The following is a 13,191-nucleotide window of genomic DNA, read 5'->3' on the forward strand; positions in this document are numbered from 1 at the left end:
CCCGCGGACCGCCGGCCGCGGGCGCGCACTCGCTGTGACCGTCGAGGGCCGGCTGCTCAGCGTCACGAAGGCGGCGGCGTACCCGTCACGCCGAAACGTCGACCGTCACCTTCTCCTCCCACTCGACCCGGTGGAAGTGGAGCGGGCGGAGCATCTCCTCCGGGGCGGGGAACGCGGGCGCGTGCTCGCTCTTGCCGGCCTTGACCCTGTTGACGGCCGCGGCATTGCGGCCGATCGCCTCCACCCGCGGACGGCGCAGGCGCTCGTACGCGGCGAACGCCTCGCCGGGTGTGGGCAGATCGCGAAGGCAGCGGGCCAGTTCGACCGCGCTCTCGATGGCCAGCGAGGCCCCTTGGCCGGAGCTGGAGGAGGGAGCGTGCACCGCGTCGCCCAGCAGCACCATCCGGCCGCGGTGCCAGTGCGGTACGGACGGCATACGCTCCATCCGGCCGACCACCATCAGGTCGTCGGGGCTCGTGCGCCGCAGCAGTTGCTCGCCCGGGACATGGCCGGCGTACAGCTCGCGCAGCCTGGCCAGCCACTCGGTCGCGGGCGTCTGCGCCACGTCGGCCGGGCTCGGCGGGGTGTCCGCCGGAAGTCCGGCGAACCAGATCAGCCTGTCCGGGCCGCGCCAGTAGCCCATGAAGGCGCGACCGAAAGCGAAATACATGGCGCCGGGCTCGACGTCGAACCCGCTGTCCGCCGCCGCGTAGCCGCCGAAACTCAGTACGCCGCCGTACTCGGGGGCGGGCGCCTGCGGGTCGATCACGGTGCGGACGGTCGAGCGGATGCCGTCGGCGCCTATCAGGATGTCGCCGGTCGCGGAGGTCCCGTCGGCGAAGTGGGCGGTGACGCCATCGGCCGTCTCCTCAGCGGCGACCAGCCGCTTGTCGTAGACGAACCGGACGCCCTCGGCGACCGCGTGGTCGGTCAGCGCCCGGAACAGCCGGTCGCGCGGCATCGCCAGCGTGGCGGGCAGTTCGGGGAAACCGCCGAAGCCGGCGAGGCGATTCCCGGCGCCGTCCGCCATCACCATGCCGGGCACCGGCTGCCCGACGGCCCTCACCGCCGCATCGGCGCCGACCACCGCCAGGCCCGCCAGGCCGTTCGGCGCCAGGCCCAGCCAGGCCCCCACACCGTCCGCCGCGGTGGGATACGCCTCGTAGACCGTCGCCGTGATGCCCGCCTTGCGCAGTGCGAGCGCCGCCACCGGACCCGCCACACCGCCCCCGACGACCAATGCCGTCCGCACACCGGCGCCGTTGCTTCCGTTGTCGCTCATAGCCCCTCCTACGGTTCGTTTGCACACCGGAGGGATAGTTGCAGAAACACTAGTCTCAATGCAACTAGTTATCTTGCCCTCTACGATGTTCGGCATGACCGCCCCCGTGAAAAGCTCGCCGCTCGGCCTGACCGTGCTCGCGCTGCTGCACTACCGGCCGCTGCACCCGTACGGCATCCAGCAGCTGCTCAAGCAGTGGGGCAAGGAGCACGTCGTCAACGTCGGCCAGCGGACGGGGCTCTACCGCACCATCGAACGACTGCAGGCCGGCGGGCTGATCGCCGTCCGGCAGACCGAGCGCGACCAGCAGTACCCCGAGCGAACCGTCTACGAGGTGACCGATGAGGGCCGGGCGGTGACCCGGGAGTGGCTGGAGCAGATGCTGGCGGTCCCCAAGGCGGAGTTCCCCGTCTTCCCGGCGGCGCTGTCCAACATGCTCCTGCTCAGCCCGGCGGAGGTGCTGCCGATCCTGGAACGGCGGGCCGCGCGGCTCACCGCCCAACGCGCCGAGCTGGCACGCCAGGCCGCCGACGACGAGCTCGGACTGCCGCGCATCACGCTGATCGAGAACGAATACCTGATGGCCGTCCTCGGCGCCGAGACGCGCTGGCTCCAGGGGGTGATCGGCGACCTTCGGGACGGCAGCCTGACCTGGTCCCCGGAGATGCTCGCAGCATTCCAGGAGGCACAGGAGGCACAGGAGGCACCTGAATCGGCTCCGGGGGGCGAGTAGGGGCAAGCCGGCCTCGCCTCGTCCGCCGTACGGCCAGGGGGTGCGGTGGAGGAATCTGTCGGCCCCGGGGAGTGGTCGACTCGGCCGGCTCTGACCCGCCGGGGCCCAGTCGGCTAGTCCCCGGTGGAGAAGGGCCGAACCACCGTGTCCGGGCCGGGACTCATCAGCGTTTCGTGGCCGTTCTCGAAGCGGACGCGATAAGGAGGCCCGCCGTCGGCCCCGAGTACCTCGATGATCTCTGCCGAACGGTCGTGCTGACCGACGATTCGCCCGTGCACCAGGAGCCGGTCCCCGACACTCGCCTGCATGCTGTTCCTCCTTGTAGGCCGCGCTGGCCTCTTGCCGAACATCGCGGACGTACCCCGGCCGACGGGAGGTATGTACGGTGTCGCCCGAATGGCGACACCACGACGCCGTCCCCCGTCCCCGGATCAGTCGGTCACCGCGGTGATCCGGCCGGTGCGCGCGGCCTCGGCGAGGCTGTCGTAGTCACGCTGGTTCTGGTCGGCGTAGGCCTCGGCGAACTCGGCCAGGGCCTTGTCGAAGGCATCCCCGGTGCCCAGGTATGCGGAGATGGCGATCGCGTCGCCGGAGCGGGCATGGGCCCTGGCCAGACAAGCGCCGCACAGGCGGGCGAAGAGCCGCAGCATGTCCGGGTCCATGGTGTCGGGCTGGGCGATGCCCTTCCAGTCGTGCAACTGCCGGACGTAGAAGTCGCGTTCCCGGTCGTCGATGCCGGTGACGTGCTCCCAGCCGAGGAAGATGTCTCCGACGGTCTGCATCAGCCGCTGCCCGGCGACGACCCGCCGGCCCTCGTTGTCGTAGCCGCTGGGGCCCACGTACGGGGCGAGTACGGATTCCCCGGCCTCCTTGGCCTGGAGGAGCAGCGGATCCTCGTCGTCCCGGCCGAGCAGCAGGATGATCCAGCAGCGGGTGCCCACGCTGCCGACGCCCACCACCTTGCGCGCCATGTCGACCACCCGGTAGCGGCCGAGCAGATGGCGCCGCTCCGAGGAGAGACTCGCTGCGTACCCCTCCAGCAGCAGCCGCAGTGTGCGCTCCAGGTCGGCGCGTTCGGCACCGGGGAGCAGGTCGCCGAGGGGGGTGATCAGTGGCGGGTCGGGGGCGATCCGGCGCTCACCGTCGACGACGCGGGTGAGCTTGGCGAACGCCTGCAGATGGTCCCGGGTGCGTGCCTTGGCCATGGCCCGGTCGGCCCGCTCCCGGATGGTCTTGCTCAGCTGTTCCTGGCGCGCGAAGTCCTCGGCCTCGTCGCGGGCATACCAGATGTCGAGGGTGCGCATGGTGGAGAAGCGGCGCATCCGCTCCCGGTATGCCTGGACGGCCGCCTGTACGACGGCGCCGCGCTGCCCGTCGGTGAAGTCGTTGGCGCGGCCGGCGAGGGCGAGGCTGGCGGCGAGCCGCTTGACGTCCCATTCGAACGGGCCCGGCAGGGTCTCGTCGAAGTCGTTGATGTCGAAGACCAGGCGCCGTTCCGGGGAGGCCAGCAGCCGGAAGTTCAGCAGGTGGGCGTCGCCGCAGAGCTGCGCCGTGAGGCCGGTATGGGGTGCCCGGCCGAGGTCGGCGGCCATGAGCGCCGCGGCGCCGCGGTAGAAGCGGAACGGCGACTCCAGCATCCGGCCGTAGCGGATGGGCACCAGCTCCGGTACGCGCGTGGCGGACTGGCTCTCGAGGATGCCGAGGGGATCCGGCCGCTCGGCATCCGGTACGAACCGGGCGTGGCCGGAACGCGGTACTCGGGAGCGGGCGGCCCTGCCGCGGGCGGCTCGCTCGGCCGGGGTGGCGTGGGGGGCCGGTTGCGTCGCAGTCATGGGTGCCTCCTTGCCCGCCCCGGCCTGAACCGGGCAGTGCCGAGGAGGCGGCATTTCCATCGTCGGGTGCCCGGCCGTTGATCGCCATGCAGCGGTCCGGGGGCCGGTCGCCCGCTCTGGTGATGCGCTTCGCGGGCGGCGCCCGTGGAATGGAAGACGGGGGCTGTGGCGGCATCGGCGGGAGGTGCGATCGCGTGGACAGACGCTGGGCGGCCCGCCTGGCACTGGCAGCGGGAACGGCGGCCGTGCTGGTCCTGCTGGTGTTCGCCGGGCTGCGGAGCATCGCGCTGGTGGGCGTGGGGCTGGCCGGGCTGGCTGCCACGGCGGCCGGTCTGTGGTGGGTGCTCGCGCACACTGGGGCGATCAGGGTGCTCGCTCTCCTGCTGGCGGCGGCCGCGCCGGTCGCCGTCCTGGTCCTCTACGCCCTCGCCGGGCTGCTGTGGGTGGTGCTCGTCTCCGTCGCCCTGTGGACGCTCGCCGTCTCCACGGGCAGAACGGCACTGGCACACGACACCGGCCCGGCGCGCACACCGGAACGCCCGGCCGCTCCTCCGGGGCGCCCGTTCCTCATCATGAACCCGCGCTCGGGCGGCGGGAAGGTCGGGAGGTTCCGGTTGGCGGGCCGGGCCAGGGCGCTCGGCGCCGAGGTCGTCGTGCTGGACCCCGAGCATCCCCAGGACGTGGCCGAGCTGGCGCGGCGGGCCGTCGACGACGGCGCCGATCTGCTCGGTGTCGCGGGCGGCGACGGTACACAGGCCCTGGTCGCGGGCGTGGCGGCACAGCGCGGCGTTCCGTTCGTCGTCATCTCCGCCGGGACCCGCAACCATTTCGCCATGGACCTCGGCCTCGACCGTGCGGATCCCTCGGCCTGCCTGCAGGCGCTCACCGACGGCGTCGAGCTCCGCGTCGACCTGGGCTTCATCGACGTGGGGGTGCCCACGCCGGAAGGCCGGGGGCGGGTCTTCGTCAACAACGCCTCCTTCGGTGCGTACGCGACCGTGGTGCAGAGCCCGGCGTACCGCGACGACAAGGCCCGTACGACCCTCCAGATGCTGCCGGACCTGCTGACCCATCACAGCGGACCGCGCCTGACGGTGCGGGCCGATGCCATGACCGTCGAGGGGCCCCAGGCCGTCCTGGTGAGCAACAACCCCTACCGGATGGGCGATCCCGCCGGCCTGGGGCGCCGGGACCGGCTGGACTCCGGTGTCCTGGGAGTGCTCGGCGTCAAGGTCGACAACGCGGTCCAGGCGGCCGCGATGCTGCGCGGCAGTCACGGTCCCGAACTGACCTCGACCGCCGCCCGGGAGGTGGTCGTCGACGCCGACGTGCCCGCCATCCCGGTCGGTGTCGACGGTGAGGCGCTCTCCGTGCCCGCCCCCGTACGCTGCTGGATCGAACCGGGCGCCTTGCGGGTACGGCTGCCCCGCCACCGTCCCGGCGTGCCGCGCGGCAAGCCGCCGATGGACTGGCGCAGAGTGCGCAGGCTGGCCGTGACGGTGGGACGGACGGCGGCGGGGCGTACCACCGGCTGACCGGCGCCGCGCGGTGACCGTGCGAAGCGCGGCCCGCTCGGCGACCCTGGGGGTGTGCCACACCGGGGCCATGCGCAGGACTCGCAGACTCGGCCGCCGACCGGTGCCGCTCCAGTCGACTACAGCGGCGCGGTATACGGCTCGCTGCTCGCCGCCTCCGTGGTGGTCGGCGCCGGAACGCTCGGCTCGTACCCGAGGTTGGAACTGGTGGTGCTGCTGCTCGGTACCGCCGTGGTGTTCTGGGCCGCGCACGTCTTCTCCCGGCTCTTCGGGGCCAGGATGGTGCAGCGGGCCATGAGCCGGCAGGAGGTTCGCCGTGTGTGCGCCGAGGAGCGGCCGATCCTCGAGGCGGCCGTCCCGCCGGCCGTTGCCGTGGCGATCGGTTCACTGTTCGGACTGGATGTCCAGGGCACGGCATGGCTGGCGCTCACCGTCGCGCTGGCCGGGCAGGTCGGCTGGGCGACGCTGGCCGCCGTACGGGCCGGTGCCGCACGTCGTCTGATCCTGGTCGCCGGTACGGCCAACCTTCTTCTCGGGCTGGTCATCGTGGTCTTCAAGGTCGCGCTTCAGCACTGATGCGGTCCCCGCCGGACGACACCGTTCCGGACCGCGACGGAATGACATCGAACTCAAATTCACCCCTCGTATGCAGTGCCGCGTTTCGGCGCCTCAATTTGAGAGTGTCACTCACCCACGCGAAACATCTGCCACTCCCGGCATCAGCCGCACACCGACCGGATATCGAATACCGGCAGCCTTCTCTTTATTTCCTGAGCGGGCTTGTCATGTATCACCGGTACATGGCTAGTATTTCTATGCGTCCAACCACCTGGCACGTGACGGATGACTATTCCGTTCGTGATTGCGCCGGGATCAGTGCACGTCGAATTCTCGGTTCAGCCAGGGTGACAGGTAGTACACCAACACTGAGGAGACGTCATGAAGAAGGCATACGAAGCCCCGACCCTCGTCCGGCTCGGCACGTTCCGTCAGCGGACCGGGCTCCTGTCGAAGCACGGCAACGACCGTGTGATCTTCAGCAAGAACTGAGGCAGTCGACTCACGGAATCGACATATGCCTACGTCGCATGAGACGGGGGGAGTGGGCCCCGGTGACGCACACTTCGCGGTCTTTCCGGACTGCGCGGAAGCGCTCGCCGCGGCCCGCTCCTTCCTCCGTCCAGGAGCCAGGACCCTGGCACATCCCTCTGGCCGGCCGTGGCTGGTCGGCCGGTGGAGCGACCAGGAAATCGTCAGCGCGCAGGCCGGACGGGCCGCCATCGCCGTGGTGGGCTGCTGCCCGGTCGGCGCGGACGAACTCAAGGGGCACGCACACCGGTTGCGGGACCTCACCGAACTCGACGCACTGGCCCGGAGGCTCCCCGGCAGCTTCCACCTCGTCGCCGCGCTCGACGGACGAGTGCGCGTCCAGGGGACCGCGTCCGGCCTCCGTCTCGTCTTCCACTCGGTGGTCGACGGTGTGCAGGTGGCCGCCACCAGTGCCGATGCGCTCGCCGCCGCGATCGGCGCCGAACCGGACGAAGAACGGCTGGCCCTACGGCTGTTGTGGCCGGTGCCCCACCCGCTGTCGGAAACCTCGCTCTGGCGCGGCGTGACGGCCGTGTCCCCCGAGGACGCGCTGATCGTCGCACCCGACGGGCGGACAGCCCGGCACTCGCGCTGGTGGACCCCGCCCGACCCGGTGCGCTCCCTGGCCGGGAACGCGCCCCTGGTGCGGGAGGCGCTGTCGGACGCCGTCGACGCCCGTACGAGCGCGGGCGGCACGGTCAGCTGCGATCTGTCCGGCGGTCTGGACTCCACCTCGGTCTGCTTCCTGGCCGCGCGGTCACCGGCCCATGTGGTGGCCAGCACCTGGCCCGGCCGCGACCCCGCCGACTCCGACCTCTACTGGGCCGAAAAGGCCGCTCGCTTCCTCCCGGAGGTCGAGCACCTGATCTGGGACGCCGACGAATCCCCGCTGGTGTACGACGACCTGCTGGCGATCGACGACCTCATCGACGAGCCCACCATCGGCGTCATGGACCGGTCACGTGTGCTGCACCACCTGCCGGAGCTGGGCCGGCGCGGCAGCCGGCTGCATCTCACCGGCATCGGCGGCGACCACGTCGCCTGGTGCTCCGAGGCGTACTACCACCGCCTCATCCGTACCCGCCCGCTGCTCGCCCTCCGGCACCTGCGCGGCTTCCGGACCCTGTTCCACTGGCCGCTGGGGGCCACCGCGCGCGCCCTGGCCGACTCGCGGTCGTACGGACAGTGGCTCGGGCACGCCGGCCGCCGGCTGCGCGAACCGGAGGCGCCGCCCGTCAGCGGAACCCTCGGCTGGGGGTCACCACCGCGCCTGTTCGACTGGATCACCCCCGAGGCGTCGCACCTCGTCGGGCGGGCGCTGCGGGACGCCGCCGAGAGCGCCGTGCCGCTCCACCCCGACCGGGGCATGCACACCGACCTCGAACAGATCCGTATCTGCACGAGGATCCTGAGGCAGTGGGACCGGATGGCCGCCCGCGTGGGCGTGCCCATGGCCTCGCCGTTCTTCGACGACCGGGTGATCGAGGCCTGTCTGGCGGTCGATCCCGCCGAGCGGGTCACGCCCTGGGCCTACAAGCCGCTGCTGACCGCCGCCATGCGGGGCATCGTGCCGGATGTCTGTCTGGAGCGCGCCAACAAGGCGCAGGCCTCGATGGACGCCTCCAACGGACTGCGTGAACGCCGTGGCGATCTCATGGAGTTGTGGGAGGACTCGCACCTGGCCCGGCTCGGCCTGGTGGACGGCCGGGCGCTGAGGGAGCTGGCCCGACGGCCGTCCACCCCCGGGCTGAACGAAGGACAGCTGTATTCGACGATCGCCTGCGAAGTATGGCTGCGAAGCCTTTCGCGTAAAAGGCAAGAGGTTTCCAGCGGCTGAAGTCAAAGGGTTCTCCGCTTTACGGCAGAAAAGGACTCGGTAAATGCCACTGCGTTTCGCCCCGGATATCACGACCGCGGAGACGGAATACGGCACCGTCCTGCTCGACCAGCGCAACGGTGACTACTGGGAGCTCAACCCCACCGGCACACTGGTCATCCGGACACTGCTCGAAGGGGGCGAACAATCGGACGCGGTCGACGCGGTCATCGCCGCATTCGATATCGACCGCGCCCAGGCCGCGCATGACGTCACGGCGCTCATCGACCTGTTGCAGACCTCGGGACTGACGGTATGACGACACCGAGCGCACTGACGCGACCGACGGGCGTCCCGCTCACCCTGCGGCTGGCCGCACGGCTCGTCCTCCTGGCCGCCTTCCCCCTGTCCTTCCTGCCACCGCGCCGGATCCGGGCGGTGCTCGAGGCCGTACGCCATGGGGCGGCGCCCGCCTCCGCCGCACAGGCCAAGTCCGCGCGGGACGCGATCTGCGCCGTCAGCCTCTTCTGCGCGGGCCCCCGCGGCTGTCTTCCGCGGTCCCTGGGCGCCGCACTGCTGTGCCGGCTCCGGGGAACCTGGCCGACCTGGTGCACCGGAGCACGCATGGTGCCCCCGTTCACGGCACACGCCTGGGTGGAGGTCGACGGTCGGCTGGTGGACGAAGGGGTACCGGACGACTACTTCACCCGTCTCCTGACCGTCCCTCCGGTACGGCGGGCGGCCCGGTGAGCGACGAGGCGACGGCCGTGCGTGCGGACGGCCCCTCGGTGCGGGCCTCGATCGCCGCCATGTTCCGGCTCACCGCCCGACACCGTTCGTCCATGACCGTCGCCTCGGTGCTCACCCTGGGGGGCTCCGCCCTCGGTCTGGCCCAGCCTCTGGTCGCCAAGACCATCGTGGACGCGAGCGCCCACGGCCACATCACCGTGCCGCTGCTGGTCCTTGCGGCCCTCTTCGTCGCCGAGGCGGTGACGGGCGCGGTCGGCCGGTTCGTCCTGGAACGCATGGGAGAGCGGGTCGTCCGCGGCCTGCGCAGCGGCCTGGTCAGCCGGTTGCTGCGCCTGGAGATGAGGGAGTACGACCGGCACCGCACCGGCGATCTGATCTCCCGGGTCACCACGGACACCTCCCTGCTGCGCGAGGTCGTCTCGCAGGCGCTGGTGGACCTGATGACCGGCTCCCTCATCGCCGTGGGAGCGGTGGCCCTGATGCTGTGGATCGACCCGCTGCTGCTGTTCCTGGTGGCGCTGACCGTCGTCGCGGCGGCCGTGGCGGTGGCCTCGCTGCTGACCGGGCTGCGTACGGCCGCGGAGCATATGCAAGGGGCCATCGGGTCGATCGCCTCCGAACTGGAACGGGCGCTCGGCGCCCTGTCGATGGTGCGGGTCCACCGGGCCGAGGAACGGGAAGCCGAGCACATCGGAACGTGTATCGACACGGCGTACAGCGCGGGCGTGCGCACCGCACGGCTGGCGTCCGTGCTGAACCCCGCGGTCGAACTCGCCGTGCACGGCTCGTTCCTGCTCGTCCTGGTCATCGGCGGCCTACGGGTGAACGAGAACGCCAATACGCTCGGTGACCTGGTCGCCTTCATGCTCTACGCCACCTACCTGGTGGTGCCGCTGTCGTCGGTGTTCCGGGCGGTGGGCCTGATCCAGCGGGGCATGGGAGCCTTCCAGCGCATCGACGAGGCGCTCTCCCTGGAGGCGGAGCCCACGGAACCCAAGCCGTCGGCGCGGCCGGTGCCCGCCGTGCCCGCCCGCTGCTCCCCACGGACGGCCCCGGACCCGGCCGAGCCGGCGCCCGCCCTCGCCCTGGACGACGTGTGGTTCGGCTACCGCCCCGGCCGCCCCGTCCTCCAAGGCGTCTCCTTGACCGTGCCGCACCGTCAGCAGATCGCCCTGGTCGGCAGGTCGGGCGCCGGGAAGAGCACGATCTTCGCCCTGATCGCGCGCTTCTACGAGCCGGACTCCGGCACCCTCCGGTTCGACGGGCACCCGGCGGCCGAGCTGGGCCGCCAGGAGTGCCGGGCGCGCATCGCCGTCGTCGACCAGAACACCCATGTCGTCCACGGCACGCTCTGGGACAACCTCACCTACGCGGTGCCCACGGCGACCCCGGCCGAGGTCCACAAGGTGGTGGAGCTCGCCAACCTCACCGATGTGGTCGACCGCCTGCCCGGCGGCCTGACCGGCACCGTGGGCGAACGGGGCAACACCCTCTCCGCAGGAGAACGCCAACGCGTGGCCCTCGCCCGGGCCCTTCTCACCCGTCCCTCCCTCCTCCTCCTGGACGAGCCCACCTCCCACCTGGACGCCATCAACGAAGCGGCACTCGGCCGCGTACTCCAGGACGTCACCCGGCACTGCGCCCTCCTGGTCATCGCCCACCGCCTGTCCACGGTCCAGAACGCCGACCACATCGTGCTGCTGGAGGCGGGCCGTGCCCTCGCTTCGGGCTGCCACGAGGACCTCCTGACGACCAGTGCCGCCTACCGGGAACTGGCGGCGGGGCAGGCGCTGCGGACGCGGGCACAGGGGACGAACGGACGTGGGGCGATGCGGCTGCGCTGAGCCCGGACCGGGTGACGCGGTGGTCCCTCCCGAGGCGATTGGCTCTTGAGCGGCTTCCTGGTGTAGAACTCTCCCCGATCGAACATGATCACGTCATTTTTTCGTTCAACGGGGGATCTCGGCATGAAGCCAACTCGACGTCTCATCAGCACGTTTGCACTCGTGGCCGCCCTCGGCGCGGTGACCTCCTGCGGTCCGGAGGACCCCTACGACGACAACGCCGGCGGCTCCAAGGCCTCCGCGCAGCCGTCGAAGAAGCCGACCACGCCGAGCGACGACTCCTCGGACGACGCCGCCGGCTCCGGCGACTGCGGAACGCCGCCGAAGCTGCCGGCCGGGCACAAGATGGTCGAGCCCGCCGTGCCCCCGTCGAAGGGCTCGCTGTCGGCCAAGGACGCCAAGCCGGTCTGCACGCCCAACGACTGGATCTACCACGGCCAGGGCAAGGCCAAGTACTACCTCTTCGCCGGAGACGTGAAGGCGGAGCTGGCCACCGGGGCCGGCAAGACGAAGTCGGTGCCCGTCGGCCAGCTGTGGATGCATGCCGGTGACTGCATGACGAACCAGAGTGCCGTGAAGGCTCCGTACAGCTGCTCCGGGAACATCTACGACATCACGCTGGACTCCGAGGGCGAGATCAACAGCATCAAGGAGATCTGGCACCCCTGAGCCGGCTGCCCGGCCCCGCCCCTGGGGGCGGGGCCTCGCTCATGGCAGCCCTGCCAAGAGCCTTCTCTCACCGGGACAGCCACTCCTCGCGGGTCAGCACATACTCCACATCTCCGTGCTCGTCCCCCTCGACGGGGTAGGGCCAGTCCTCGAAGTAGGTGCGGGAGTACGCGAGTCCGCACTTCTCCATGACGTGGCGCGATCCCGCGTTCACCGCCATGGTGTTCGCGGTGATCCGGTCGTAACCCAGCTCACCGAACCCCTTCTCCAGCAGGGCGAGCGCGCCCTCCGTCGCGTACCCCTTGCCCCAGGCGGCCGTCCGCAGCCGGTAGCCGAGGTCGGCCGTGCCCGCCGGGCCGTCCGCGAGCGGGCGGAGGCAGTGCCAGCCGAGGAACTCGCCGGTCTCCCGCAGATGGGTCCGCCAGAAACCGCCCCGCACCATCCGCTCGAAGGACTCGGCGCGGATCTCGGCCCGTGTCATCGGGCGGCCTCCGGTGATGTACCGCATCACCGCAGGGTCGCTGTCCAGCTCGACGACGAGGTCGAAGTCCGCCTCGGCGTCCGTGAAGGGACGCAGGGCGAGGCGAGCGGTCGTGAGGAAGGGAGCGGTCGCAAGGAAGGGATCCATACCGGGATGCTCGTCAGGGTCGCTCCTCGGCGCCAGCGGATTTCTCCGACAGCGCCGCTTGACGCAGGTGTTCGGCAAGCGCCGCGGTGGCCGTCGACGCGGTGCGGTCCTTGACGCCCCAGGCCAGCAGATGATGGCGGCGTGCCCAGGGGTCCTGCAGTTCACACACGTCGAGTCGTTGGCTGGGGTCGATGGCGCGGCGCGGTACGACGGCCAGTCCGACACCGGCGGCCGCGAGGGCGACGAGGACGTTGAGGCCGGCCACGCTGGTGCGGTACCGGACGGCCGGAGCGTGGGGACCGAGGTGCTTCTCGATCCAGCGTCGCAGCGAGGAGTCGGCGTCGAGGCCGACGAGAGGGTGCTCGGCGACCTCGCTGTAGGTCACCGCGGTGCGGCCGGTGAGAATCCCGCCGGGCTGGCCGATCACCACGAGGGAGTCGTCGCCGAGGGGTTCCATCTCCAGGCCGCAGCCGCGGGCCTCGTCGTCGAGAACGACCCCCAGGTCCGCCTCCCCGTCGGCGAGCATCCGCACGGTCTGCGGGGTGCGGCTCTCGGACACCGTGACATCGGCGTCCGGGTGCGCCCGCAGGAACGAGACCAGGGCCTGCGGCACGAGACGATGCATCGCGGAACCGCCGCCCAGCAGGGTCAGCGGAGCGGTCGGGGACCGGGTGTAGCTCGCGACGGCGCTCTCCAGCCGCGCCGTCCGGTCGAGAACCTCGCGCGCGTGCCGGGCCAGTGTCGTCCCGGCCGGGGTGGGTTGCACCCCCCGTCGGCCGCGGATCAGCAGTGCCACCCCGGCGTGGTGCTCGAGCGAACGCACCCTGGCGCTGGCCGACGGCAGGCTCAGATGCATCCGGCGCGCGCCCGCCGTGATGGACCCCTCCGCCACGATGCCGAGGAAGAGCCGCAGATCATCTAAGTCGTAGCGCATCCTCATGAGCCTATGGCACAGCCTGAGGCTGGGTACATCGATTACGCATTGTGTACCCGTCGGCCACGGGGCGATCCTC

The 13,191-nt window shown here is 71.2% G+C and carries 14 protein-coding genes; 9 read left to right on the forward strand and 5 right to left on the reverse strand.

All coding sequences use genetic code 11. The annotated features are described in order from the left end of the window. Nucleotides 1-85: 85 nt before the first annotated feature. Nucleotides 86-1,282: an FAD-dependent monooxygenase gene (locus tag ADL29_RS38720; protein ID WP_053928162.1), complete on the reverse strand. Its 1,197-nt coding sequence runs from the start codon at nucleotides 1,280-1,282 to the stop codon at nucleotides 86-88. 94 nt (nucleotides 1,283-1,376) lie between these two features. On the opposite strand from ADL29_RS38720, the gene ADL29_RS38725 reads away from it, so the two are divergent. Continuing rightward, nucleotides 1,377-2,015, forward strand: a complete 639-nt coding sequence (locus tag ADL29_RS38725; protein ID WP_053928163.1) for a PadR family transcriptional regulator — start codon at nucleotides 1,377-1,379, stop codon at nucleotides 2,013-2,015. Nucleotides 2,016-2,128: 113 nt separating this feature from the next. Here ADL29_RS38725 and ADL29_RS38730 read toward each other — a convergent pair whose 3' ends face one another. Then, nucleotides 2,129-2,323, reverse strand: a complete 195-nt coding sequence (locus tag ADL29_RS38730; RefSeq protein WP_053928164.1) for a DUF1918 domain-containing protein — start codon at nucleotides 2,321-2,323, stop codon at nucleotides 2,129-2,131. 123 nt (nucleotides 2,324-2,446) lie between these two features. Continuing rightward, nucleotides 2,447-3,847 (reverse strand): DUF2252 domain-containing protein, encoded by a 1,401-nt coding sequence (locus tag ADL29_RS38735; protein ID WP_053928165.1) that lies wholly within the window; start codon nucleotides 3,845-3,847, stop codon nucleotides 2,447-2,449. Nucleotides 3,848-3,996: 149 nt separating this feature from the next. On the opposite strand from ADL29_RS38735, the gene ADL29_RS38740 reads away from it, so the two are divergent. The 8 genes from ADL29_RS38740 (at nucleotide 3,997) to ADL29_RS38770 (ending at nucleotide 11,550) form a co-directional block, all read left to right on the forward strand. Further along, nucleotides 3,997-5,382 carry a diacylglycerol/lipid kinase family protein gene (locus ADL29_RS38740; RefSeq protein WP_053928376.1) on the forward strand — a complete coding sequence of 462 codons (1,386 nt, stop codon included), beginning with the start codon at nucleotides 3,997-3,999 and terminating at the stop codon, nucleotides 5,380-5,382. A 54-nt stretch (nucleotides 5,383-5,436) separates the two neighbouring features. Beyond that, entirely contained in the window at nucleotides 5,437-5,958 is a 522-nt protein-coding gene (locus tag ADL29_RS38745) for a hypothetical protein (RefSeq protein ID WP_053928166.1), read from the forward strand. A 363-nt stretch (nucleotides 5,959-6,321) separates the two neighbouring features. Next, nucleotides 6,322-6,432 (forward strand): keywimysin-related RiPP, encoded by a 111-nt coding sequence (locus tag ADL29_RS43225; protein ID WP_107095192.1) that lies wholly within the window; start codon nucleotides 6,322-6,324, stop codon nucleotides 6,430-6,432. Nucleotides 6,433-6,457: 25 nt separating this feature from the next. Further along, a complete protein-coding gene (locus tag ADL29_RS38750) occupies nucleotides 6,458-8,308 on the forward strand; it encodes a lasso peptide isopeptide bond-forming cyclase (RefSeq protein ID WP_053928167.1) in 1,851 nt (616 codons plus the stop codon). Between the two features lie 43 nt (nucleotides 8,309-8,351). Next, nucleotides 8,352-8,606, forward strand: a complete 255-nt coding sequence (locus tag ADL29_RS38755; protein WP_053928168.1) for a lasso peptide biosynthesis PqqD family chaperone — start codon at nucleotides 8,352-8,354, stop codon at nucleotides 8,604-8,606. Beyond that, entirely contained in the window at nucleotides 8,603-9,037 is a 435-nt protein-coding gene (locus ADL29_RS38760; RefSeq protein WP_053928169.1) for a lasso peptide biosynthesis B2 protein, read from the forward strand. The genes ADL29_RS38755 and ADL29_RS38760 overlap by 4 nt, the downstream gene beginning before the upstream one ends. A 59-nt stretch (nucleotides 9,038-9,096) precedes the next feature. Continuing rightward, a complete protein-coding gene (locus tag ADL29_RS38765; RefSeq protein ID WP_169795299.1) occupies nucleotides 9,097-10,881 on the forward strand; it encodes an ABC transporter ATP-binding protein in 1,785 nt (594 codons plus the stop codon). Between the two features lie 123 nt (nucleotides 10,882-11,004). Next, nucleotides 11,005-11,550, forward strand: a complete 546-nt coding sequence (locus tag ADL29_RS38770) for a hypothetical protein (protein WP_157878687.1) — start codon at nucleotides 11,005-11,007, stop codon at nucleotides 11,548-11,550. 67 nt (nucleotides 11,551-11,617) lie between these two features. Here the strand turns inward: ADL29_RS38770 and ADL29_RS38775 are convergent, their stop codons facing one another. Further along, nucleotides 11,618-12,178, reverse strand: coding sequence for a GNAT family N-acetyltransferase (locus ADL29_RS38775; RefSeq protein ID WP_053928172.1), 561 nt, complete (start codon nucleotides 12,176-12,178; stop codon nucleotides 11,618-11,620). A 13-nt stretch (nucleotides 12,179-12,191) separates the two neighbouring features. Further along, nucleotides 12,192-13,112, reverse strand: coding sequence for a LysR family transcriptional regulator (locus ADL29_RS38780; protein ID WP_053928173.1), 921 nt, complete (start codon nucleotides 13,110-13,112; stop codon nucleotides 12,192-12,194). Nucleotides 13,113-13,191 lie beyond the last annotated feature (79 nt).

Origin of the sequence: Streptomyces chattanoogensis, assembly GCF_001294335.1 — a bacterium.
Taxonomy (GTDB): domain Bacteria; phylum Actinomycetota; class Actinomycetes; order Streptomycetales; family Streptomycetaceae; genus Streptomyces; species Streptomyces chattanoogensis.

Excerpts from the sequence above, each read along its gene's own strand:
- ADL29_RS38720 (WP_053928162.1), bottom strand. The coding sequence starts at position 1,282 with ATGAGCGACAACGGAAGCAACGGCGCCGGTGTGCGGACGGCATTGGTC.
- ADL29_RS38725 (WP_053928163.1), top strand. The coding sequence starts at position 1,377 with ATGACCGCCCCCGTGAAAAGCTCGCCGCTCGGCCTGACCGTGCTCGCG.
- ADL29_RS38730 (WP_053928164.1), bottom strand. The coding sequence starts at position 2,323 with ATGCAGGCGAGTGTCGGGGACCGGCTCCTGGTGCACGGGCGAATCGTC.
- ADL29_RS38735 (WP_053928165.1), bottom strand. The coding sequence starts at position 3,847 with ATGACTGCGACGCAACCGGCCCCCCACGCCACCCCGGCCGAGCGAGCC.
- ADL29_RS38740 (WP_053928376.1), top strand. The coding sequence starts at position 3,997 with ATGGAAGACGGGGGCTGTGGCGGCATCGGCGGGAGGTGCGATCGCGTG.
- ADL29_RS43225 (WP_107095192.1), top strand. The coding sequence starts at position 6,322 with ATGAAGAAGGCATACGAAGCCCCGACCCTCGTCCGGCTCGGCACGTTC.
- ADL29_RS38750 (WP_053928167.1), top strand. The coding sequence starts at position 6,458 with ATGCCTACGTCGCATGAGACGGGGGGAGTGGGCCCCGGTGACGCACAC.
- ADL29_RS38755 (WP_053928168.1), top strand. The coding sequence starts at position 8,352 with ATGCCACTGCGTTTCGCCCCGGATATCACGACCGCGGAGACGGAATAC.
- ADL29_RS38760 (WP_053928169.1), top strand. The coding sequence starts at position 8,603 with ATGACGACACCGAGCGCACTGACGCGACCGACGGGCGTCCCGCTCACC.
- ADL29_RS38765 (WP_169795299.1), top strand. The coding sequence starts at position 9,097 with ATGTTCCGGCTCACCGCCCGACACCGTTCGTCCATGACCGTCGCCTCG.
- ADL29_RS38770 (WP_157878687.1), top strand. The coding sequence starts at position 11,005 with ATGAAGCCAACTCGACGTCTCATCAGCACGTTTGCACTCGTGGCCGCC.
- ADL29_RS38775 (WP_053928172.1), bottom strand. The coding sequence starts at position 12,178 with ATGGATCCCTTCCTTGCGACCGCTCCCTTCCTCACGACCGCTCGCCTC.
- ADL29_RS38780 (WP_053928173.1), bottom strand. The coding sequence starts at position 13,112 with ATGCGCTACGACTTAGATGATCTGCGGCTCTTCCTCGGCATCGTGGCG.